21 protein-coding genes and 1 riboswitch are annotated in these 22,955 nt (G+C 45.1%); of the genes, 7 read left to right on the top strand and 14 right to left on the bottom strand.

Annotated elements, in window-relative coordinates:
- Nucleotides 1-230 precede the first annotated feature (230 nt).
- Complete coding sequence (locus tag AC1DLM_RS01730; protein ID WP_477568881.1) at nucleotides 231-1,694, top strand: sulfatase family protein; 1,464 nt, start codon at nucleotides 231-233, stop codon at nucleotides 1,692-1,694.
- Between the two features lie 46 nt (nucleotides 1,695-1,740).
- On the opposite strand, the gene AC1DLM_RS01725 is transcribed toward AC1DLM_RS01730, so the two are convergent.
- Nucleotides 1,741-2,577, bottom strand: coding sequence for a helix-turn-helix domain-containing protein (locus AC1DLM_RS01725; protein ID WP_477568880.1), 837 nt, complete (start codon nucleotides 2,575-2,577; stop codon nucleotides 1,741-1,743).
- Nucleotides 2,578-2,728: 151 nt separating this feature from the next.
- Between AC1DLM_RS01725 and AC1DLM_RS01720 the strand changes: the two genes are divergently transcribed.
- Both AC1DLM_RS01720 and AC1DLM_RS01715 read left to right on the top strand, forming a co-directional pair.
- Nucleotides 2,729-3,859: a glycoside hydrolase family 88/105 protein gene (locus AC1DLM_RS01720; RefSeq protein ID WP_441987769.1), complete on the top strand. Its 1,131-nt coding sequence runs from the start codon at nucleotides 2,729-2,731 to the stop codon at nucleotides 3,857-3,859.
- A gap of 420 nt (nucleotides 3,860-4,279) precedes the next feature.
- Entirely contained in the window at nucleotides 4,280-6,433 is a 2,154-nt protein-coding gene (locus tag AC1DLM_RS01715; RefSeq protein ID WP_477568879.1) for a 5'-nucleotidase C-terminal domain-containing protein, read from the top strand.
- A gap of 87 nt (nucleotides 6,434-6,520) precedes the next feature.
- Here AC1DLM_RS01715 and AC1DLM_RS01710 read toward each other — a convergent pair whose 3' ends face one another.
- The 4 genes from AC1DLM_RS01710 to AC1DLM_RS01695 all read right to left on the bottom strand — a co-directional run bounded on the left by AC1DLM_RS01710 (nucleotide 6,521) and on the right by AC1DLM_RS01695 (nucleotide 10,338).
- Nucleotides 6,521-7,315, bottom strand: a complete 795-nt coding sequence (locus tag AC1DLM_RS01710; protein WP_477568878.1) for an ABC transporter permease subunit — start codon at nucleotides 7,313-7,315, stop codon at nucleotides 6,521-6,523.
- A gap of 26 nt (nucleotides 7,316-7,341) precedes the next feature.
- Nucleotides 7,342-8,139: an ABC transporter permease subunit gene (locus tag AC1DLM_RS01705; RefSeq protein WP_477568877.1), complete on the bottom strand. Its 798-nt coding sequence runs from the start codon at nucleotides 8,137-8,139 to the stop codon at nucleotides 7,342-7,344.
- A 6-nt stretch (nucleotides 8,140-8,145) separates the two neighbouring features.
- Nucleotides 8,146-9,030: an ABC transporter ATP-binding protein gene (locus tag AC1DLM_RS01700; RefSeq protein WP_441987765.1), complete on the bottom strand. Its 885-nt coding sequence runs from the start codon at nucleotides 9,028-9,030 to the stop codon at nucleotides 8,146-8,148.
- A 115-nt stretch (nucleotides 9,031-9,145) separates the two neighbouring features.
- A riboswitch (cyclic di-AMP (ydaO/yuaA leader) is annotated at nucleotides 9,146-9,312 on the bottom strand.
- A gap of 195 nt (nucleotides 9,313-9,507) precedes the next feature.
- Entirely contained in the window at nucleotides 9,508-10,338 is an 831-nt protein-coding gene (locus AC1DLM_RS01695; protein ID WP_441987764.1) for an AraC family transcriptional regulator, read from the bottom strand.
- A gap of 142 nt (nucleotides 10,339-10,480) precedes the next feature.
- On the opposite strand from AC1DLM_RS01695, the gene AC1DLM_RS01690 reads away from it, so the two are divergent.
- Nucleotides 10,481-12,541 carry a beta-galactosidase gene (locus tag AC1DLM_RS01690; protein ID WP_477568876.1) on the top strand — a complete coding sequence of 687 codons (2,061 nt, stop codon included), beginning with the start codon at nucleotides 10,481-10,483 and terminating at the stop codon, nucleotides 12,539-12,541.
- A 433-nt stretch (nucleotides 12,542-12,974) separates the two neighbouring features.
- Here the strand turns inward: AC1DLM_RS01690 and AC1DLM_RS01685 are convergent, their stop codons facing one another.
- The 3 genes from AC1DLM_RS01685 to AC1DLM_RS01675 form a co-directional block, all read right to left on the bottom strand.
- Nucleotides 12,975-13,343, bottom strand: a complete 369-nt coding sequence (locus AC1DLM_RS01685) for a VOC family protein (RefSeq protein ID WP_441987762.1) — start codon at nucleotides 13,341-13,343, stop codon at nucleotides 12,975-12,977.
- A gap of 55 nt (nucleotides 13,344-13,398) precedes the next feature.
- Entirely contained in the window at nucleotides 13,399-13,770 is a 372-nt protein-coding gene (locus AC1DLM_RS01680) for a MarR family winged helix-turn-helix transcriptional regulator (protein ID WP_441987761.1), read from the bottom strand.
- 271 nt (nucleotides 13,771-14,041) lie between these two features.
- The gene (locus AC1DLM_RS01675) at nucleotides 14,042-14,845 is read right to left on the bottom strand and encodes a DUF2935 domain-containing protein (protein WP_441987760.1); all 804 of its coding nucleotides are present in this window, start codon (nucleotides 14,843-14,845) and stop codon (nucleotides 14,042-14,044) included.
- A gap of 222 nt (nucleotides 14,846-15,067) precedes the next feature.
- Here AC1DLM_RS01675 and AC1DLM_RS01670 point away from each other — a divergent pair, with 222 nt between their 5' ends.
- Together AC1DLM_RS01670 and thpR are read left to right on the top strand one after the other, a co-directional pair.
- Nucleotides 15,068-15,238: a hypothetical protein gene (locus tag AC1DLM_RS01670; RefSeq protein ID WP_441987759.1), complete on the top strand. Its 171-nt coding sequence runs from the start codon at nucleotides 15,068-15,070 to the stop codon at nucleotides 15,236-15,238.
- A gap of 52 nt (nucleotides 15,239-15,290) precedes the next feature.
- Nucleotides 15,291-15,908, top strand: a complete 618-nt coding sequence (gene thpR / locus AC1DLM_RS01665) for an RNA 2',3'-cyclic phosphodiesterase (protein WP_441987758.1) — start codon at nucleotides 15,291-15,293, stop codon at nucleotides 15,906-15,908.
- A gap of 265 nt (nucleotides 15,909-16,173) precedes the next feature.
- On the opposite strand, the gene AC1DLM_RS01660 is transcribed toward thpR, so the two are convergent.
- Both AC1DLM_RS01660 and argC read right to left on the bottom strand, forming a co-directional pair.
- Nucleotides 16,174-17,055: an ROK family protein gene (locus tag AC1DLM_RS01660; protein ID WP_477568875.1), complete on the bottom strand. Its 882-nt coding sequence runs from the start codon at nucleotides 17,053-17,055 to the stop codon at nucleotides 16,174-16,176.
- Between the two features lie 67 nt (nucleotides 17,056-17,122).
- Nucleotides 17,123-18,067, bottom strand: a complete 945-nt coding sequence (gene argC / locus AC1DLM_RS01655) for an N-acetyl-gamma-glutamyl-phosphate reductase (protein ID WP_441987756.1) — start codon at nucleotides 18,065-18,067, stop codon at nucleotides 17,123-17,125.
- Between the two features lie 158 nt (nucleotides 18,068-18,225).
- Here argC and AC1DLM_RS01650 point away from each other — a divergent pair, with 158 nt between their 5' ends.
- The gene (locus AC1DLM_RS01650) at nucleotides 18,226-19,308 is read left to right on the top strand and encodes a stalk domain-containing protein (protein WP_441987755.1); all 1,083 of its coding nucleotides are present in this window, start codon (nucleotides 18,226-18,228) and stop codon (nucleotides 19,306-19,308) included.
- A gap of 90 nt (nucleotides 19,309-19,398) precedes the next feature.
- On the opposite strand, the gene AC1DLM_RS01645 is transcribed toward AC1DLM_RS01650, so the two are convergent.
- The 4 genes from AC1DLM_RS01645 to AC1DLM_RS01630 all read right to left on the bottom strand — a co-directional run bounded on the left by AC1DLM_RS01645 (nucleotide 19,399) and on the right by AC1DLM_RS01630 (nucleotide 22,832).
- Nucleotides 19,399-20,670 (bottom strand): methyl-accepting chemotaxis protein, encoded by a 1,272-nt coding sequence (locus AC1DLM_RS01645; RefSeq protein WP_477568874.1) that lies wholly within the window; start codon nucleotides 20,668-20,670, stop codon nucleotides 19,399-19,401.
- Nucleotides 20,671-20,733: 63 nt separating this feature from the next.
- Nucleotides 20,734-20,931, bottom strand: a complete 198-nt coding sequence (locus AC1DLM_RS01640) for a hypothetical protein (RefSeq protein ID WP_171630327.1) — start codon at nucleotides 20,929-20,931, stop codon at nucleotides 20,734-20,736.
- 142 nt (nucleotides 20,932-21,073) lie between these two features.
- Nucleotides 21,074-22,189, bottom strand: a complete 1,116-nt coding sequence (locus AC1DLM_RS01635; RefSeq protein ID WP_477568873.1) for a PAS domain-containing sensor histidine kinase — start codon at nucleotides 22,187-22,189, stop codon at nucleotides 21,074-21,076.
- A complete protein-coding gene (locus AC1DLM_RS01630) occupies nucleotides 22,182-22,832 on the bottom strand; it encodes a response regulator (RefSeq protein WP_477569062.1) in 651 nt (216 codons plus the stop codon). The genes AC1DLM_RS01635 and AC1DLM_RS01630 overlap by 8 nt, the downstream gene beginning before the upstream one ends.
- Nucleotides 22,833-22,955 lie beyond the last annotated feature (123 nt).

The following is a 22,955-nucleotide window of genomic DNA, read 5'->3' as shown; positions in this document are numbered from 1 at the left end:
TATTTGCCCCCATGTAGCAGCGGTTACACATCTATCTTAGCTAGCCGGCTAGCGTTTAGAAATCAGCCATATCATGGATGCATCACCCAAAACCAACTTCTGCAATCATCCAATTCCCATCTACATCTTCTATTCGTGATTTCAACGTTCACATTATTGACAGTCTTCATTATGCACACGTAGAGTGAACTCTAGTATAGGATTTGAACGATATAGGAGTTGAACTGTGCATGAACAAACCAACGAAGCCGCACGTCGTGATCATTATGGCTGACCAATTACGTGCCGACCTAATCTCCCCCCAGTTCGCGCCTAATATCCACAAGCTATCGCAGGAGAGTTTCCGATTCAATCGTGCCTACTGCGCCTCTCCACTATGTGTTCCTGCTCGCGGATCCTTCTTTACGGGGCGGTATCCGAACCAAACCGGTTGTTTAATCAATCCTTGGGATGAGCAAGATGCTGCTCATGGACATGTACGCAGCAACACACCCAATCTCTATCAGCTCCTTGAAAAAGACTGGGACAGCTGGCATACTGGCAAACAGCATCTGTTGACAGAGGATCGTTTCGATCAATCTGCACACTCTCAGACCCATTGGTTGCCGCTCGAAGGTCGATACGCCAAATATCTCAAAGAGCAAGGAAAACGAGCACCTGGCGGAGCTTCTTTCCAAGGACTTGTTCCAGAAATGGCAGGCGGAACGACTACCCGTGTGGCTGCCTACTCCATTCCCACGACAGGCCGATATGAAGAAGGATTTGACGCATTCTTCGATGGCTTCATCTTGAACGATACGCTGGATGCCTTGCAACAGCGGGATCAGACGAAGCCGCTGTTCCTGAGCGCTATGTTCCTGGCTCCCCATCCACCGTTGGATATTCCTGATCCGTGGTATTCTATGTATACCCAAGAAGATATTACGCTTCCGGACAATGTGGGCGAATGGGCGAAGAATCAGTCTCCCCTTCAGCTTTATAACCTGACCGGTGCAATCGGGGTACGTTACTCTCGAGAAGAGTGGTATCGGATATGGACCGTGTATGCCGGACTTGTCCGGCTGCTCGACGACTGCGTAGGACGAATCATCGAAGAACTGAAGACACAAGGGATCTATGACGATACACTTCTGATCTTCACTAGCGACCATGGCGAAATGCTTGGCTCCCACTGCTTATGGCAGAAAATGTGCATGTATGAAGAATCTGTACGTACGCCGTTATTCCTGAAATTCCCTGATGGATTCAAGTCTGAGACTTCGGATTCGGATGCACTTGTCAGTGCCATCGATATCGTACCGACGCTATGCGACTATCTAGACATTCCGATTCCTGAGGGCGTTGCAGGTACATCGTTATTACCGCTTGTGCATGGACAACAATTAAACCGTGAGCGTCTCTTCATCCAATTTGACGGTAACGGAGCCCGAGGCAATTTCCAGCGATGTGTAATCGAAGGAGATCATAAACTCATCGTGGATTGGTTTAAGGACGAAATATTTCTTGAATTGTATGATACGGCAAAGGATCCCCAAGAACGGGACAATCTCGCATTTCAAGATGTTCATCGAAATGGGATTCTTGCACTACTTGAACATATCAAAGAACACATGCGATCCACAGGTGATATATTGCAATTACCCGATGACGCGTATGCTATTTTTATCGCTAGATATGGGCCATTCTGTAAGTGAAATATAAGGCAGCAGAAACCGAACCAGCGGTCCTGCTGCCTTTCTCCTATTTGTCCTTCCTATAATACAACGGGGCATGTCCCGTCACCAATTTGAAAACTCTGCCAAAATGCGTTACACTGCCGAAGCCGACCTTTCTGGCAATCATACTTACTTTCAGCGAAGTTTGCTCCAAGAGCTTTTTCGCTTCCTTAATCCTAACGCTGTTCAAATATTCCACGAACGTAAACCCCGTTGCTTCTTTGAAAAATCGGCTTAAATAATAGGGACTTACATAAAATTTCTCCGCCAACAGATGCAGCGGCAGATCCTGCATGTAATGGGTGTTCATATAACGAACAACCTCTAAGATTCTCTCGTGCATAGGGCTAGGAGGTTCCAGGGGTTCCAGCGCATTTTGTTGGGCATGCCGACAGCAAATAATGAGCAACTGCAGCACCAACGTCTGCGCAAACATCTCGAAGCCAGGCTTCTTTTCCTGCATTTCCTGCATAATGCTCTGAGCAACCGACTCGATCGCAATCTTGTCTTGCAGCGGACATTTTATGATGAAGTAGGCATGCTCAAAAAGGGGCTGAAAGATATCCCGATAGGCACCATTCACCGAGGTCATCTGGCTCTCATGAATATTCACAATGAGCCGCTCATGCTTCGGCATTTCCGTATTGGTGGTTCGATGAAGGATATTCGGAGAAATGATGACAACATCCCCTTCTTCGATGATCATCGTCCTGTCCTTTATAAAAAACGTCCGTTTGCCGGACATCAAATAGAAGATTTCGTAGGTACTGTGAAAATGGTTAACCGGCATATTGTGACTTAAGGCTTTGCGATAAGATACGGAGAAGGAACCTTCGCCGTTATCGAATTGAAAATCTTCCATGTTCTACTCGCCTTTCACTCCGTTTGCCATTTATTATACGCCTCTCCTCATATCCTGCAAGATATAAGAAGAAATTGCGTATTTCCGCAATAAATGTACATTTTCCTCTGCTAAGATAAGCTTAAGTAGATTGAAGGAGGAATAAACGAAGATGCAAACTTCAGAAAACAACATCCAAATAAATAACACGACCCAAGAAGCACTAACTCCCCTCCAATGGGCGGAGAAGGCATGCGAAGCGTTAATGGCCAAATTTGAGCCCGAACAGCTTCCGCCAGATCGGTTTCATTATCATCAAGGTGTTTTCCTATCAGGTATGGAGAAATGTTGGCGGGAAACGAACGACGATAAATACTATACGTATATCAAACGTTGGGTGGATAGCCAAATCCTCGCTGACGGCAGCATCAAGAAGTACAATCCGGAAGAGCTGGATGATATCCAGCCTGGCGTGCTGCTCTTTAATCTGTATGAGAAAACTGGCGATGAACGGTATAAGAAAGCCTTGCACACATTGGTTCCCCTATTAAAAGCATGGAAAACCAATCCATCCGGCGGTTTCTGGCATAAGGAACGTTATCCGAATCAAATGTGGCTGGACGGCCTATACATGGCGGGGCCGATTGCTACGCAGTTCGGTAAAACCTTCGACGAAACTGCGTATTTTGACATGATGACCTATCAAGCTATTCTCATGGAGAAGCATACCAAGGACCCTAACACCGGTCTGCTTTACCACGGATGGGATGAAACTAAAGCTGCAGCTTGGGCTGATCCTGTAACAGGCTTGGCACCAGAATTCTGGGGACGCGCGATCGGCTGGTATCCTGTTGCTTTGTTGGAAATGTTCGAGTACCTTCCTGCGGACCACAAAGATAAAGCTGAGTTAACGAGCATTCTTCAAGACCTGCTCATCGCTTTGATCCCATTCCAAGATGCCGCGACAGGCTTATGGTATCAGGTTGTGGATAAAGGTGACATGGCGGATAATTGGCTGGAAAACTCCTGCACCGCTTTATATGTGCATGCCATTGCCAAAGCTGTACGATTCGGCTATTTGGATGCGAAGTATTTGACCTATGCATGGAAAGGCTATCAAGGCGTCATCGATACGCTGAAGTTTGATGAGAACGGTCATGTGATCATTGGCCAGATCTGTATCGGTACGGGAATCGGGGACTACGCTCACTACATCGCCCGTCCTACAAGCGAGAACGATTTGCACGGCGCTGGCGCGTTTATCCTTATGTGTGTGGAAATGAGCTTAGCGGCGCAGGAGTAATCTCTTTGTAGAAAGCTGAAGCTTGTAAAGAGCGCAGGAAGCGCATTCTAACCTGGCAAAGATGCGAAAGTACACTTATTCTCGGCGAGAATAGCTAAACATAGAGAAATTAGTGCAAAAAAGCATCCTTTAAGCCCGAATAGGTGCCAAAATCAGGAATCCGACAAAAATAGTTGCACATTTGCAAGCATTTCAGTTAGTGCGGGTAATTGGGTAAAAAAGGTTGCACTTTTGCATCTTTCACAGCAGTATGCGATATGCAAAGAGGGTGCCCCGCCACATTCCTGGCTTGGGGCACCCTCTTTTACTTACTAAATAGTTAATAATTTCTTTACTTCTCATAATCTAGCATTTCCTTTATACTAAAAGACGAACTTATTAACCATTGTTCTATTCATATAGAGGAGGAATATTTAACACATGAAAAAAACATTTACTACCCGCCTTACGGCTATGGCGCTTGTAACCGTTCTCACTGGCTCCTTCGCTAGCAGTCTAGCATTTGCCGAAACAACCGTACCAACAACTTCACCTATTTCAATGAAATCCGATATGCGTCTTGCCATTGATAACGGCGTTGTGGAGGGTTACGGAGATACAGACTACCGTGGTGCAAATGCAGCTACTCGCGCTGAAGTGGTAACGATGATTAACCGTGCTGCCAAGCTGCAAAGTGCTGATTCGAGTACAGTAACATTCACGGACATTGCGACTTGGCAAAAACAAGCGGTTGCGAATGCCGTTGCTGCTAAACTGATTAGCGGCTTTGCTGATGGTACCTTTCATCCGAATGCTTCTGTGACTCGTCAAGAGCTAGCTGAGTTAATTGTGAAAGTCGTAACTGGCGGCAAACTGCCACAAGTAAATGAGAATGTGTTGAACTACTTCAAAGACTCCGCATCGATAGCCAAAGACTCCCGCCCATATGTCGCTTATGCCGTCATTAGCGGAATTTTCACACCTACACTCGACGGTAACTTCAATCCTACTGCTGAAGTAACGCGCGATGAAGTCGCTAAGGCGCTTAAACCTATTTTATTTAAAGTGGTTGATATTTTAACAACGAACGATATTCACGGTAAAATCGAAGTCGGCTTCGATAAAAAGCGCAACCAAGGTCAAGGCGGTATCGAAACATTAGGCGGTATCGTGTCGGATTTCCGTGCTGTGAATCCCAAAGGAACCGTCGTAGTTGACGGCGGAGATGCGTGGCAAGGTACGCTGATTTCCAATACAACGAATGGCCAATCCGTGATGGATACGATGGCGCAAGTACAATATGATGCTGCAGCTATCGGAAATCATGAATTCGACTTCGGCCGTGACGTTCTGATCGATAATATTAAGAGGGCTAAATTCCCTATCCTTGGGGCTAATATTATCGATGATCAAACAGGTAAACGCGTGGACTGGACACAGCCCTATGTCATAGTTGAAAAAGATGGCCTGAAAATCGGCATCATCGGCTTCGCAACGCCACAAACGACGACAACTACAAAATCAACGAACATCGAAGGCCTTTCTTTTGTAAATCCAGTTCCTTTGGCCAAAGAATTATCAGCCGAGCTTCGCGCTAAAGGTGTGGATATCATCATGGTTACCTCCCACCTCCCAGGTGAGCAAAACCAGAAGTCCGCTGAAATCATTAGTGAACTTGCTGATCTTGCAAAAGGCACTGGAAATGGCACCTTAGATGCGATTGTTGGTGGTCACTCCCACATGCGTGTAGCCGGAATCGTAAATGGCATTCCCGTTGTTGAGGCTCAAAGCTGGCTTTATGCGGTTGGACACATTCAACTCTTTGTAGACAAATCCACCAAGCAAGTCGTATCCTCCAATGCAAGCTTGCTGGAAACATACACAAACCTAACGACAGCTGACGCGAACATTCACCAAACGGTCGAAGACTATAAAGCCAAAATTTCGGGGAAATCCAGCGAAGTAGAAGTCGTAGTTGCAGAGCCGCTAAATCGTAAATCTTTCCGCTTTGAAGCAAATGGCGGGGCTGATCGCGACGGGGCAACACAGTTAGGCAACAGCATCACAGATGCGATGCGTGCTTCTGAGAAATCCGATATTGCTTTCACGAATATTGGCGGTATTCGCACGGATATTGACAAAGGTGAACTAACTTACAGCGAAATGTTCGAAGTACTTCCTTTTGGCAATTACAACGTAACGGGTACAATGACTGCTGCTCAAATCAAAAAAGCACTCGAAGTTACGGACAAGTATACAAGTCTCCCAGCAATTCAATTCTCAGGTTTGAAGGTTGAATGGGATAATACGAAGCCGCTTGGTGAGAAATATTCCAAAATCACTTTGGCAGATGGCACTCCGATCTATGTCGATGGCAAGTTCAATACCGATCGTACGTTCAAAGTAACAACCAATGATTTCATGGCTACTGGCACAGGCGATGGCTTTACGGTATTTGGTGAAGTGAAGGATTGGAAAGATGGTGCCATCATGCTAGACGCTTGGGTGAATCATGTCAATTCCCTGAAGGCTGCGGGTAAAGAGCTGTCTGTCCAAGATGATGGTCGCGATGTGCGTTTGGATCTAAAGAAATAAGCTATCATTCAATCATTAATCTCATAAAATAAAAAAGGCCTTTTGCCCGCATCCAGCGATGGATAGGGTGAAAGGTCCTTCTACTTTTTAAACGTGCAAATCTCGTTTCTTAAAGGAAACATACGTAACAACCGTTAACAGGACAATGAGGACTGTGGAGATAACGACATACACGGCATCAAATCCACCTCCATACATGATATTTTTCGCCTCATAGAATTTAAACGGGGTTACATATTTCAAGAATGCCAGCTTATCGTTGAAATCAATGGCAATGGATAAGATAAACGTGATGAGCATGATGCCTGTTGCCAGCGAAGCTGCTTTTTTGGAATTCCGATTAACGGCTGCAATGGATGTTCCGATGACTAGAAAGAGCAGCTGTAGAATAAACATACCTAGCATGACGATCGAGATATCCCCGTTGACGGCCTCACCTTTACTATAAGCCCCAACAATCAACATGCTCGAAATCCATGACACGAGGTTAAAAATAAGTATGTTCACTAAAGCGCTTAGCAGCTTCCAAGTGATGATTTGATGCCTGGATAAAGGCTTCACGAATAGGAACTCTGCCGTCTTGTCCCGCTCTTCCTTCGCGATGATATTAGCACCCAGCATTGCCGCATGGATCGTTGCCATTAACAAGAAATATAGGACCAAGATGCCAAAATAACCGCTAGCCTTCGATAAATCTAACGCGCCGCCACCCATAATCACTTGGAGTGACTTCGGCATTTCCGCCATAAGATCATTAATCTGTCCGTTCGCTGCCGTTGCTTGATACTTGTTCATGCCGCTTGCGATTAGAAAAATGAGTCCTAGACTCCAAAAAATCATCGATTTCCGATACGTTTTCAGTTCTCGCCAAAAAATATTCACGTGCTGTTCCCTCCTCTCCCCCGCATTTATACGGTATGAACATCCTTTTTCGTGTAGATGAAGTAGCTGGCCGCAATCGAAATGATGATAATCACGATGGCTGCGATGACATAGGAGGCTTCATAGGTGGCATGCTCAAGCATGTATGTCCCGTTAAAGTATTTGAATGGCGAGAAATAGCGTTTGGCCCCCTCCCCATCTACGGCAACGATCATTCCGATAACGAAAAAGGCAAACACCGTACCTAGACTGACGGATAACACGGCTTTGATTTTAGAAAATACGACGGAAATGATGAATCCTATAGCAAGGAACATCAGCTGGATAAACAGCAAAGTGAATGAGATCAATAGAAATGTGCTCACATCAAAATCGACCGTTTTGACTTGAAGCGCCATTAGATAGGCTGCAGCGATATAAATCACGCACGTAATGACTAAAGAAGTAACAGCCGCTAATAGCTTGGAAGTAACAATTTTCGTACGTGTTACGGGCTTCGTAAGCAGAAAGTCTGCTGTTTTCTCGCGCATTTCTTTCGAGAGTATAGACGTTCCCAGAACCATGGCTTGAATGGCTCCGCAAAGCGTAATGTACATAAAGATGTACACATAGAAACCGAGTAGGGTACCAAACGTTTCGATTTGAATGCCAAGCGCTTTCCTGACCCCTTCTGGATACCCTTCTAAGATGGAAGAAAACTCAGCAAAATCCTTAGAAACCGAAGGAAAAAGGGATAGGAATAAGACGATGACCGCAATTAAGGAGCACGTCCACGTAATTGTGGATTTCCGATAGGCTCTCAATTCATGAAGGTATATATTCATTCCACTTTAAGCCTCCTTCTCATAGTAGTGCATAAAGATCTCCTCTAAATCAGGCTCTTCGATCCACAGATTATCGATTTCAATTTCGGCAATTTTTCGCATGACTTGATTAATATTGCCTTTGAATAAGAAGCTCGTCGTCTGGCCTTGGACATCAATGTTATTGACTCCGGTCATCTTGAAAAAGTTAGGGTCGAGCGCTTGTGCCGTATCCACTTTAAATCGCTTGAAATTGTTTTCCTTTAAGGTGCTGATCTTCTCAACCGTTACAATTCTACCTTCCTTAATAATCGCGACGCGATCGCATAATCTCTGAACTTCACTCAATATATGAGAGGAAAAAAGAATCGTGGCTCCTCTTTGATTCTGTTGTTCGAGCAATTCGAAAAACTTCTGCTGCATGAGCGGGTCAAGTCCACTTGTCGGTTCATCCAGAATAATAAGCTTAGGATCATGCAGCAGCCCTTGAACGATGCCTACTTTCTTTTTGTTCCCCAGAGATAGATCATCAATTTTCTTCGTAACGTCCAGATCCATAATTTCAGCAAGCTCTTTGATTCTCTTCGTGCAATCCTTCTTGTAAAAGCTGGCTGAATACTTGAGTAGGTCGATTACTTTCATGTTGTCATAATAAAAAACTTCCGAAGGCAAGTAGCCGATCTCTTTCTTTATTTCAGGCGCAAACTGGATGCAGTCTTTTCCAAAAATTTTGGCACTGCCGCTTGTTGGAAAAATCAGAGACAGCAGCGTTCGAATCGTTGTTGATTTCCCTGCCCCATTCGGTCCAATAAAACCAAAGATCTCCCCTTCTTCGATTGAAAAACTAACATCGGTAATACCTCTTGCGTTCCCATAGGTTTTGGTCAAATTATTGATTTCAATAGCATGCATGGTATAGCCTCCTTATAACATTTATGTAACATTTTGGGTTGACGGCATGCAAAAAGAAGCCCTAAGAGCAGAGAATCTCTACTCTCGGACTTCTTTACATAAGAAGGCGAGTGTGCGGTTCTCTCTCAATGCACTTACGAGGTTAGCTGTCGGATTCGGACTTGAGAGCGTCCTACCTAATGCTTGCGAGCATCAGGATTCACCCCATGAAGCCAAGTATTGCTTGAACGGCTTCGATTGGTTCCCCCGTTTCCCCTACTGGGAATTAAGTGGTTTCTTTTCACATAGAATCAACTTGTCGTAATGAATCTTACGCCGTTCTTTATCGATTGTAAAACGTAGATTCGCCTTTAATTATTGCTTATTTGACTTTGGTAGTCGATGAAAGCGCATACATATAGGAGTGTCGTTGATTATCCCATACTTTGCTACTTATTAATGCTCTTTAGGAGATGAAGCTCTATAGACCTAGGAAACCTACGTGCTGTAGAGCCGCCGATACTCCTGTGGTGTCATTCCGGTATGCTCTCGGAAGCGCGCAATAAAGTAGCTGCTCTGGGAAAATCCGACATGCTCAGCCACTTGCTTAATCGTCCATTCGGTAGACATGAGCAGTTGTTTAGCTACAACCAGACGACATTCGAACAGCCACTCGACCGGAGTCCGCCCCATCACTTCGTGAAACATTCGACTAAAGTAAAAGGTACTGAAACCTGCCTGCTCGGCCATCTGCAGGAGAGTTAGCGGTTTCGTGCAGTGCGTACGAATATATTCCGCGACCTCTCTCATCCGTGCACGCTTATCCAGAATAGTTACTGTTCCATGCGTCTCTGCACGTAAGGCAAGCTCAGCAAGCAGTTCATAGAGCTTCACGGCCAATTGTACCTCATTCCGATCATATGGGGATGCCAGCTCCAATAAATCTCCTGTCAATTGTTTGAGCTTGGGTACATCCCAATATGTAAACAGCCATACTGCTGAAGTTCCTTGATCATTCAACAGCCTGTCGAGTCCCTCACCTGCAAGGTGTACCCAAAATACTTGCCACGGATCGTTTGGATCGGTTCGATACTCCTGTTCAAGGCCCGATCCGTAATAAAAGCCCTGTCCTGCTTCCAGGGAGAATTCCTTCCCATTCGCTTTGACGTAGCCTTTACCGCTTAACACAATATGCAAATTGGCTTGTTGCAGCTGCCCCTTAAACCGCCACTCCTGATGCTCAGGGAAATCCGCATATTGACCAATCATATCCGGATAAACCGTATAGTGTTTGTACATGGGCTCCGGTAATACATAATGAATTTTCATGTGTCCTCCAAAACGCAAAAATCTGATATACGTCGCAAAATGATGTTATATACATAATATTATAAAGAAATATAATGAGTACATAAAGGATTTTAAATAACAAAAAATTACTACATCTATAGAAATGGGGATGTTATGACTCATGGAAAAGACCATTCCGGGAGAGAAATTTGATCTAGGCGTATGCTACTACCCTGAGCAGTGGCCAGAGGGTATGTGGGCTGATGATTATAGGAGAATGCGAGAAATCGGCTTTACCATCGTACGGATGGGAGAGTTTGCATGGAATTTCTTTGAACCAGAGGAAGGGGTATTTGCCTTTGATCTGTTCGACCGTGCGATAAGTCTTGCTCACGAGCATGGACTGCAGGTCATTCTTGGTACTCCCACAGCAACACCGCCTGCTTGGATGACCTACAAATACCCCGAAATTCTGAATGCTAACTTTGATGGTGTGCAGTATCAGCACGGGATGAGACGTCACTACAATTATAGTAGTCCTATTTACCGCGACTATTGTGCGAAGATTACCGAGGCTATGGCGCGGCATTATGCCAACAATCCAGGGGTCGTAGGCTGGCAGATTGACAATGAGCTTAACTGTGAGGTAAATGTCTTCTATGCCGAAGCAGATCATGCAGCGTTTAGGAAGTGGGTACAGGAGAAATACGGTACCTTAGAGGCATTAGATGAGACTTGGGGCACCGTCTTCTGGAACCAGAGTTACTCGGACTGGGAACAAGTCCATTTAACTCGCCCTGCGCCTTCCAAGTCCGTTAACCCTCATCAAGCGCTGGATGAAAAGCGATTTATCTCGGACAACGTCATTTCCTTTGCCCGTTTGCAGGTAGACATCTTGCGTGAGCTTGCGCCCACTCAGTGGATCACAACCAACGGCATGTTTGGCCATCTGGATAGCCATGCCATGACGGATGAATTACTTGATTTCTTTTCTTTCGACTCGTATCCGAACTTCTCAACCATTTGGAACGATGCTGATCGCGAGCATCCACTCATGGACCGCAGCAATTCCAACCAACTCACCAAGGTACGCTCGATCTCCCCCACTTTCTGCATTATGGAGCAGCAGTCAGGCCCTGGCGGTTGGGTGAACACGATGGGCCAATCTGCACCCAAACCAGGTCAAATGCGATTATGGACCTATCAATCGGTTGCTCATGGGGCGGATATGGTCTTGTTTTTCAGATGGCGGACGGCAACCTTCGGTACCGAGATTTATTGGCATGGGATCAACGATTATCATAACCGTCCCAACCGCAGGGTCGCCGAAGCCGCAACGATTAGCCGGGAATTGAGTAAAATCGGGGAAGTTATTGCCGGTTCTCGTTTCGCTGCGGAAGTGGCTATCCTGCACGATTATGACAATGAGTGGGATGGGGAGCTTGACCACTATCATGGTCCACTAACAAGAGAGAGTGAATACAGCTGGGGGAAAGCCCTGCAATTCAGCCATATCCCATACGATTATTTGTATGTGCAAAATAAGACTACCCTAGATGACCTAGCTCGTTACAAAGTGCTCGTCTACCCTCATCCAGCTATTATGTCGGAGGAAACGGCCGAGCTGCTTAAGCAGTACGTAGCAGCAGGAGGCAAGCTGCTCTTTGGTGCTCGCTCCGGTTATAAGGACCAACGCGGGCATTGCCGAATGGCCCCATTCCCGGGTCTCATCGCAGAACTGTGCGGCGTGACGGTGGAAGACTTTACACTCATCGTGAACGAAGCAGCGACACCGAACATGCGCTGGATCGATGGCGGGGACGACGCCAGTATACCTGCACGTCTGTTCAACGACATTCTCCATCCAGAGAACGAGAGCGTACAGACACTAGCCTTGTTTGACGGCGACTATTATGCAGGCAAACCGGCGCTTACTCGCAACCCTTATGGCAGCGGTGAAGCCTATTATTTCGGGGCCGCGTTCAGCCGCGAAGTAGCGGATGCCTTGATCCGCCGCCTGGGGCTGCATCCTGCAACTGCAGGTTGGGCGGAGCTGCCGTCTGAGGTGGAGGTTGCCATCCGCGTGAAACAGGATCGCCGGTTTGCCTTTATCCTGAACTACACCGGCAAACCAGTCAAAGCCCATCTGCTGAAGGAGCTGGGAGACTTGTTGGAGGGTGAACGGGTTGGTGCAGGGGAGCTGGAGATCGCTCCTTATGGTGTGAAGGTTTTCGAACTATGAGAAAAGGTGCTCAGATAGCAGAATCCACAGTCGATTGTGTGCTTGGCGGTTCGGCTCGTACTGTCCTTAGGTTGCGAACGCAAGGTGATTGCCGATTCGTGTTTAGATGTATAAACTACAGCTAATTTGCTCGAATCTGACGTATTTTCGTGATTAGATGGAAAAAGTACATTTAATTTATATGAAATTTGAAGAATCGAGCAAATCGAAGGAATTTAACTACAGGAAATACAGCTAATCCTTCGAATTCGAGAAATCCACTTCAAATAGATGGAGAAAATCCAGTTAGATTGCGGGAAGCAGGTTTATTACTCATCGGTCACTACCGGAAAAAAAGATGCTGTTTCAAAAAGTCTAAATCGACTTTGAACTGCACCCAATTGTTAGTTGTGTCTAACAATTGGGGTGCAGTTCACTTTTGAGACAGCCTCTTTTATCGATAATAGGACAACACCCAGCACATGCCGTTTCGATCAGTAACGATAGCAAGTAATCCGTTGAACGGCGCTTCATACATATCCACGTTAATAGCCCCACCTGTGGCAAGCTCTTCGTAGATCGTTCGGAACGCTTCCTCTCTCTCGATCGTCACGAACACTCTCACATAATCGCCTTTCATGACTGGCTTTGCCGCCAGTGTATCCGCAAACTTAAGGATTGCCCCCTCGACATGCAGGTCCGCGTTAAGCACTTCTTCACCTTGCTTGCGCAAAATCGTAACCTCGCCACCAAAAATACGCTGATAGTACTTGATTTCATCCTTGCAATTTTCCACCACAATAAAAGGAATAGCTTTCATCATGTACATCCCCTTTTCATAGTTACTTAGTCGTTTCCGATCAACCCTGCGTCTGCTACTAATCAGTCAAATTGTGAAGCACGATTTTCAGGAGATTTATCATCTTGTCATACTCCTCATCGTTCATACCTTTCCTGGTTTTGTTTTTGACACGAGCCAGTGCTTCCTGTACCTTGGGTACCACATCACGTCCCGCTTCCGTCAAATATAACAACTGATAGCGGTTGTCGGAGGTATCGACTTCTCTCCGTACATAACCTTCTGCTTCTAGTTTGGAAATGGCTTTAGCGGTTGTTGTCTTATCAATGAGCAACTTTTCGCTCAGTGCTTTCTGCGTAATGGGCTGCCCAAACGCGATTGCCATTAGAAAGATGTATTGCCCGCTTCCGATGCGGTATGGTGCCAACTCGGCTGAGATCGCTATCTGCATATGGCGGTAAATGGCCGAGATGTATTGTCCATGTGATTCTGTGGGTATGCCATCGTCATTGTGACTCCATTGTTGATTCAGTTTATTTCCMCCCTTCCAAATAGGATGCTATTGCAACTAATTTCATCATATGCTAAATAGGATGCTATTGCAACTAATAATTTAAAACCCTAGGATACTTTCCCTCGGGCTTTCTCTTTGTCTTGAACTTATCGATTTACGGAGATGCATCTTTTATGGTCACCTAGGTAGTTAAATATGTTAATTCTAGTTACTCCGCTTCAACTCTTGGTTTTGTTGGATCGCATTTCGGCACAGTAACAGACGCTCCGCTTTGCGAGAGCTTTAATAAATAATAACATTCTTCCCGGTACATATGATCGGGTACAAGCGGGTTTAATCGACTAAGCAACTCTGCACTTAAATCTATGGTTTCAAGCTCCAGTAAGAACGCCATAAATATGGACATCTCTAAATTCACATCGCTATGAAATTTGGACAATGCTGGGAAGGTTGTTCTCATTGTTCGTGTATATCCGGATAATTCAATCGCTTTTAAATAAAACGCATTGAAATGTTGCTCGAACTGTTCACTCTTTTTTATTAATCGTTTTTCAACGGCATCTAACTCCATGGCAATGGAAGTCGCATGTCCGCTAGCATCTGGCAGCCAGAGTAAGTCGTGGTGAAGGGGAGCATACCTGGGTACAGGCTTTCCCTCTAAAAGTGAAACAAGAATTTTCAAATATTCTTCAAGCTCATTGACCATATGATTAATAAAGGTTGGTACAAGCCCCATTTTAATTTTCCCCACTAACATCCGATCTAACAAGCTTAGTTTGAACTTCCGTAGGTTCACGGTTAATTCATAAGACCGCTTATTCAAATCATTGATTCTTGAAGAGGCATCAGGTTGTCTTGCCACATGCAAGAGCTGGTCGAATAAATTGATAAATTCATTGGCCGTTTCAATTTGTTGTACCTCTTTCGGTGGTAAGGCATTAAAGATAAACCTAGCGTGGTCTCCCAATATTTGCAGCCAAAAGCGATGTTCGAACAATGCTTGTTGGATCATAACAAACACACCTCCTTATTCCTACTCCAACGGTATGTGTGTTTGTTAACTTTATGATTGATTCAATGTCAATTAAATAACGAATGGGATTTCATTGCTGGTATAGGAGTTGGGGTTATTCTTCGTTATTCTTCCGTACTTAAATTCTCTATTTTCAAATTAGGCACACTGGCATAAAATGGGRGCAACCGTCTCATACTAACGAAGATGGAGGTGATTACGTTGCCCAAAAATGACGCAGATCCAAAGTACGACCGTGAAGATAACCGAGCAGATAAAAAGAACAATCAGCAAAATAATGCCAGTTTCCTCGAAGAAGAGCAAACGTTAACGAGCAGCAATGCCGCTGATACCGTCCCAAGTTTAAATGGCATTCCCAAAAATAAGGTTTAGTTTCTGCTGGCTGCTCTCCTCTTCATGACTGATGAGAAGGGCAGCCTTTTAAGTGAAAAATAGAACAAGCGAGGCTATTATGAATCCCATTAATCAAATGCGTTTATTTGTTGCTGTGCCCATCCCGTCAGAAATAAAGCTTGCGGTTAATGACTGGATGGATGAAATCAAACCACAACTACCGTTTCGCAAATGGGTCCATCATGAAGATCTGCATATTACGCTGCAGTTTCTCGGGGATACATTGTCAGACCGTGTCTCTCTCATTACACATACGCTACAGGAAATATCGTCCCTCTCTAATCCTCTCCGGCTGCGTGTGGAATCCCTCGGCTTATTTGGTCGGCCGATTCACCCATCTGTGCTGTGGGCCGGTGTCGGCGGCGACCTAACAGGACTTCATAGCTTACAGCAACAGGTAGCTCGCGCACTTAGACCACTTGGCTTCATCCCTGAAGAGCGGGCCTTTCACCCACATTTGACGCTTGCACGCAATTATACGGGTACGACACCTTTTGACCGTCATATGTTGAGTGATTTTCCTATTCCCTCTTCTCACCAAGATGACCTCCTAGCATGGAAGTCCCAAGAAATCACTCTTTATCGGAGCCACTTGAACAAGCGCCCCATGTATGAAACCATTTCATGTAACCAACATGCTACCCTTTAATCGCTCCTGAGGGGCAAAGATGCGAAAGTGCAATTATTTACAGTGAACACAGCTTCAAATAGTTAAATACGTGCGAAAAAGCATCCTTTTAGGCCGATTAGGTGCCAAAAGGGTACATGCAGGCAGAAAAAGTTGCTTTTTCGCAAGCATTTCAAATCGAGAGGTTCATCCGATAGAAAAGGTTGCACATTTGCACTTTTGGATTATAGACAGCACAAATCCCCCAAGAATCTAGCTTGGGGGATCGTTAGTGAGCACGCCGACATTACGGATGATTACGTTTGGCTTCTACGCCTAGAGCAAGTGATCCTCTCAAGCCTGAATTCGTTCCTAATCCAGGAGGCACAATGTAGCTATGAATATTCTCCAATAAAGATTCAGTATGAATGTAACCATTCAAGATCTTCTGAACGTGCGTATGAATCAATGGAAATAAATGCGCTTGCTGCATCACGCCGCCACCCAAAATAATCTTCTTCGGTGACATCATTAATATCGTGGAGCTAATGGACTGTGCCAAGTAGTAGGCCTCTAAATCCCAAGCGGGATGGTCTACGGGCAACTCACTGCCTTTCACTCCCCAGCGCTGTTCGATGGCAGGACCCGCGGCCATTCCCTCTAAGCAATCACCATGATAGGGGCATGTCCCCTTGAAGCTATCACCTTGATGGGGTCTGATCATCACATGACCACCTTCAGGATGAACCAAGCCATGAACCAAGCGGCCCTCCATATACACGCCTACGCCGATTCCAGTTCCGACCGTATAGTAGACACAACTATCAAGACCTTGTGCAGCTCCCCATTTTGCTTCACCGAAGGCAGCGGCGTTCACATCCGTGTCCCAACCGTAAGGGACATTGAAGGATTCTCTCAATTTCCCTAATACATCATAGTTGGCCCATCCTGGCTTAGGCGTCGTTGTGATATAGCCATACAAGGGGCTGCTTGGATCGACATTTATGGGTCCAAATGATCCGATACCAATAGCTGTCACATTTTTATCTGCAAAATAGTCAATCACCTTCTGCATTGTCTGCTCCGGATGTTCCGTTGGAAAACTAACCCTATCCTCAATGATACCTTCTTCATTTCCGATACCACAAACGAACTTGGTACCCCCTGCTTCGATAGCTCCATAACGCACGATGTCATTCCTCCTACAATGTTGTTATGAAGTCGATTCTACCACATCGTATTCAAGGTTGGAATGCTCACTCTAGTCCTTCACCTTCATCAAATCCAAGCATTATGTTCATATTTTGAATAGCTGCTCCCGAGGCGCCTTTTCCTAGATTATCAAATCTAGTAGTAAGCAGTACTTCATCGTTATGACCGAAAACAAAGATGTCCAGATAATTCGTATGATTGCATTGCGTAAGATTAAAGAATCCGTCTTCCAGATACGCCTCAGATTCGTATGGCATCACGCGTATAAACCGCTCATCTTGATAATACGCAGCGAGCAGTTCTTGAATATCTCTTGCTGATACCTGCTTAGTAAACAGGCTAGGGAATAAAGGAATTGTAACCGCATCACCCTGATAATAATTTCCGACGATTGGCGTAAACAGTGGCGCTGTGTGTAAGCCCGTATATCTTTGCATCTCTGGAAGATGCTTATGGTTCAGGTTTAATCCATATGGTCTTGGTGCGAATAGCTCATCTCGATTGGTATTCTTATATTCCGATATAAGCTTCTTACCTCCGCCGCTATATCCGGTGAGCGAATAACAAGACGTACGGTACTCCTTCGGTATAATGCCTTCAGCCACCAGAGGTTGTATAGCCAAAATAAACCCAGTCGCATGGCATCCTGGGACGGATACCCTCGACGAATTCCGGATGTTTTCTCTTTGATTTTTATGTAATTCCGGTAATCCATATGTCCACTCATCGTTAGTCCTGAACGCCGTACTTGCATCAATGATTTTGGTCGTATGGTTCGTTACCATCGATACGGAATCTCTTGAAGCATCATCCGGAAGACACAAGAATACGAGGTCCGCCTCATTGATTAATGCTTTACGGGTTTCGTAATCTTTTCGCTGATCCGAGGCAATCTCGATGACTTCGATGTCAGAAATCTTAGATAAGTAATCATGTATTTTCAATCCAGTTGTACCTTCTTGACCATCAACAAATATCTTATATGTCACTTTTACACCCCTCGCGCATTTTATTATGTATAATAATACACTTTAATGTATATATATTCAATTCTTGAACAACTGCAACCTATTCCTATCACCCCCCGTCTGAGAGATTGTCAACAAGATTGGCGCTACTTTTCAAATATCGGAAGGAGATTTATCAGATGAAGAAAAAACTAACTGTCATATTAAGTTTGGTTGGGATACTTGGCACAACAGCTGCAGTCGGAGCTGAGGGTTTCGTAGAAAAGGTTACAGGCTACTTGCAGAAGGATGTAAAAATTGTTGTTAACGGACAAGACAGCAAGCTAACGCCTGTCTATATTGATGGCAAAGCGTACCTTCCCGTACGTGACGCTGCAACTCAGCTTGGCTATACGGTAAATTACGATGAAGCAAACAAAGAGATCGAGCTTGACGAAGCGGAAGAAGCTGCCCTGATGCCTGCAACCGGTGTGATCGTAAGCGTACAGACGAAGGAAGACGGTAATACACGCATCGAGCTGCTCGGCAGCACTTGGGTTATTTTAACCGTAGACAAATCGACTACAATCAAGAGCTTAGACGGTAAAACGCTAACTGCAGCCGATCTTAAAGCCGGCACTCAAATCGATGCCGAGTTCGGACCCGCAATGGCGATGAGCTATCCGGGCCAAGCACATGCTGTAAACATTAACGTTCACGCAGATCGTTTGGTTAAAGAAGATACAATCAAAGAAGTGAAACATACCGATGATGGTTGGCAAGTTCAATTAGATAATTTGGTACTTAATGGCGGTAAAGAAACTCGCGTCATGACGTCTCAAGGTGAGTCCGTGAAATGGGAGGACCTGAAAGCTGGCACGAAAGTAAAAGCCTACTACGGTCCAATTGAAACGAGAAGCCTGCCTCCACAAAGCCCTCTGTTCCTTCTCGTTGTTCAGCAATCGCCTATAATTGGCACGCCGAAAATGTCCCCAGAGGCAGCGCAGGAATACCGCAACTTAGCATGGGCACAAGTGAAAGAGCAAACGTCTCATATTACAACGAAACAAGACGAAGCAGCTGTTCAAATCATTTCCTCTAACGAAGTTGGCGTATTGCCTTCCACCGACGAGCAGAAGAAATTGCTAACAGACGTGCAAGCTGCACACGGCAATGTCGTGACGGTTACTTACAAAACAGACCAAGATGAGCTGCTTGGACCGTTAACTGCTGTGTTCGATTTCAACACAAAAGCTTTTATCGGCTTCAACATTAGAAAATAAAAAAAATCACAAAAAGCCATGAAATTCAAATTGAATTTCATGGCTTTTCTATTTTGGGGTGCAAAGGTGCAACTACCTTAAACCGCATCTTTATATTTGAAAAACATTAATTTTGGATTTCAACAGATCAGCCTGACATCGCAACATTTCCGAAGATGAAGATAGTTCTTGCATAACAGCCATTTGTTCTTGTACGGACATGGACACATGTTTCGTCTCCTTTGAAATTTGAGTTGCAATCACCGCCACTTCGTTCGTTTTGACTAAGGCACTTCCAATCTTCTGAATCTGATCTGTTACACAACCTACAATATTCTCAACCGTTTGTGCGGTTTCCAAGACGGCCTTGTTAATTTGATTCAGTGCCTTCTTTCCTTCCTCCCCCTTGCCAACTTCACGGCTTGCGAGTTGTTCTTGAGCGGTTATTTTCTCTACTACTCCCGCTACATCCAATTCAATCCGTGTGGTCAACTGATCGATATCCTTCACCGCCCTGGCGCTTTGTTCAGCCAGTTTGCGAATTTCCCCAGCTACGACCATGAAGCCTGCACCATGCTCCCCCGCTCTTGCTGCTTCAATAGAAGCATTTAAAGCAAGCAAGTGCGTTTGCTCTGCAATATCGCCAACAACTCGGGTAATATGACCGATTTCCTTCGCGTTATCGTGTAACTGCCTGACAACACCAATGGACTCCAGATTGGAATTAGCTAAGTTCAGCAGGCCTTGTACGAGTGAACGCACGATAACCTCGCTCTCCTTAATCGTTTTCAACGTTTCTCGCGAAATGGTCTGTGAATCTCCTGCTTTGGCACCGATATCATCCGCAGCTTGTTTAATCTGCACGACCGCAGTTAACGTTCCTTGCGTAGATGCTGCTTGCTCTGATGCACCATTCGATATCATTTCTACAGCGCCGGCTGTGAGTTCAATCTGTAGGGCTGCCTGTTCCATACCACTCCGCAATACGCCAGCATGACTGTCTGTAAACGAAACACTAGCCGATATATCCGTAATCATTTGCCGCAAATTTCCAATCATTTTCTCAAAAGATCCACTAAGTAAGCGTATTTCATCATCCGAATGGTAAAATGGAATTTCCACTTGCAAGTTTCCTGTAGCCGCTTCGTTTGCGGCATCCGTCAATCGGAGAAGTGGTTTTGTAAACCAGGTGGCACCAAACCATCCCAATAAACCTGTCCAAAAAATGCCGAGCAGCATAATGATAGAGAGATATAGCCAATCTGCCATACTTGGCRCAATAATGTCTTTTACATAGAAAATAAATAGCGCACTGCAGCCATATGTGACGATAGAAACAATAACAATACCAACTACAATTTTTTTGACTAAACTCAACTTCATGAATGAGCACCTTCGTTTCGACATAATGTAATCCGTGCATGCGTCTCATTTCTAATGAATCTTTTATTCAACTTTATGATCTCTGGACAATGACTCGTCATCGCTTTCATAGCCCACTATCTTCTCTTTAACCATCGTAACTTTGCCCGCTTTGTTCATAAGAATCGTTTTGACTTCACCTATTTTGCAATCCCCACAGACCCAGCTGTTGCCTATCTTTCTTGACCCATTCGTCTTCCCACATTGTTCGCATGTGATCATTTATCCTCAACTCCTCATCCTATATCTAAAATGTACTCCTATTTCAACATGTTCTCTGTGACAAATGTCACAGGGCCACTACGTACCTTTACAAAAACAAAAAAAGGACATGCCTCCTTTACAAACAAGGAGACACATCCTTTTATATCTTCATAGGAACTATCAACGTCACGGTAGTCCCTTCTCCCACGACTGAGTCAATGGTGACTTTGCCGCCAATACTTTTTGCTCGCTCTTCCATACTAAACAGGCCTACACCTTTGACACTGCTGTTTCTAGCAAATCCTATACCACTGTCAGCTATTCGAACAACGACAAAGCCATCCGTCTCTTTAACGACAACACTTGCCTCTGATACTCCCGCATACTTGGCAATATTCGTAAGCGCTTCTTGTATGACACGATAGATGGTGGTTTCCTCAAGGGCTCCAAGACGTCTATGCAAATGGCTATTCAGCTCTACCCGTATGCCGTGGTGGTCCGTGAAATTCTCAATATACGTACGAATAGCAGGTATGACGCCTAGATCGTCCAGAACGGAAGGACGGATTTGCCAAGCCAGACTTCGCACCTCTTCGATGATCCCGGTTACATTTTGCCTAAGTCGCGTTAGTTCCGTCTGATCCGTCTCACCTTCGCCGATAAGTCGATCCATCTGGATCAACAAGGAGAATAAGCTTTGTCCAATTCCATCATGCAGCTCACGGGAAAATTTTCTTCGTTCTTCCTCTTGAATTTGCATCACCTGTGACATCATCAACTGAAGCTCTTCTTCCACCCGTTTAAGTTGCGTGACTTCATTTCGAATCGCTAGATATTGATGGATGTGGCCCTGGTTATCGACAAAGGGCACGATCGTTGTGTCTACCCAATAATAGCTGCCGTCTTTGGCTTTATTTTTTATCTCGCCACGCCATACTTGCCCTGAGGAAATCGTTCGCCATAAGTCAGTCATGAAGTCTTTCCCATGATAACCGGAATTAATAATCCGATGGTCTAAACCGAGAAGCTCACCTCGCGCATACTTGGAAATTTCGCAAAATTTATCATTCACATATTGAATTTTCCCTTTATGGTCCGTAACCGCTACAATGGAAGATTCATCGAGAGCAAATTTAACATTGGATAATTGTTCAAGTGACTGTCTCAAATCCTGTTGAAACAACGAGTCCGTGATATGTTCATCAAGACGATTTAATAATTCCGTTACATTTTCGCCGATGACTTCCGGGTATTCCCGGTTCAAATCCTTACTCAAAGTTCAACAGTCCTTTCTTCGCCGCATATTTCACTAACTCCGGTCTTGTCTTCAGGCCTAGCTTCTCCATGACGTTGCTTTTATGAGATTCCACAGTTTTCACACTGATCACCAATTGTTCCGCGATTTCTTTATTGGAGAATCCTTTGGCGATTAAAGCTAGAACTTCCCGTTCTCGTTCCGAAAGTGACCCGAATGTGTCGACATTCTCGCCTTGCTTCAACCGTTCGATATATTCATTCATAAGCCGCTTCGTCGCGGTTGGATATAGATAGGCATTTCCTTCCGCTACAGAGCGAATCGCTGTCAATAACTCATCGTGCGGTGCACTTTTTAAAATGTATCCGGATGCGCCAACGTGAATGGCTCTAAATAAATATTCATCATCGTCATGCATCGTTAATATCAGAATAGCTAAATCAGGCATTAGTCGCCGCAGCTCCGCCGTCGCAGTTAGCCCATCCATGCCAGCTGGCATATTCAGGTCCATTAAGACCACATCCGGCTTCAGCAGCCCCGCAGCATGAATCCCCTCTTCGCCGTCAGCAGCCTCCCCGATGACTTCCATATTATGCTTGCCATGGAGCAGCATCATTAAGCCAGATCTCACTACGGCATGATCATCCACTACAAGAATTTTCAGCGTACTCTCCCCCCTTGTAGTCCCATCATAACAAAATAAATGAATCCCCGTAAGGGCTGCCTCGGGCGGCTGTAAGTCGATTTTTTCGACTTACGGGGGCACTACGGCCGCCTTGGGCGGCTG

The sequence above is a fragment of the Paenibacillus sp. 01T442 genome (genome assembly GCF_056398345.1).
The sequence above is the reverse complement of the archived record's forward strand: the minus strand, read 5'-3'. Positions and strand labels throughout refer to the sequence as shown.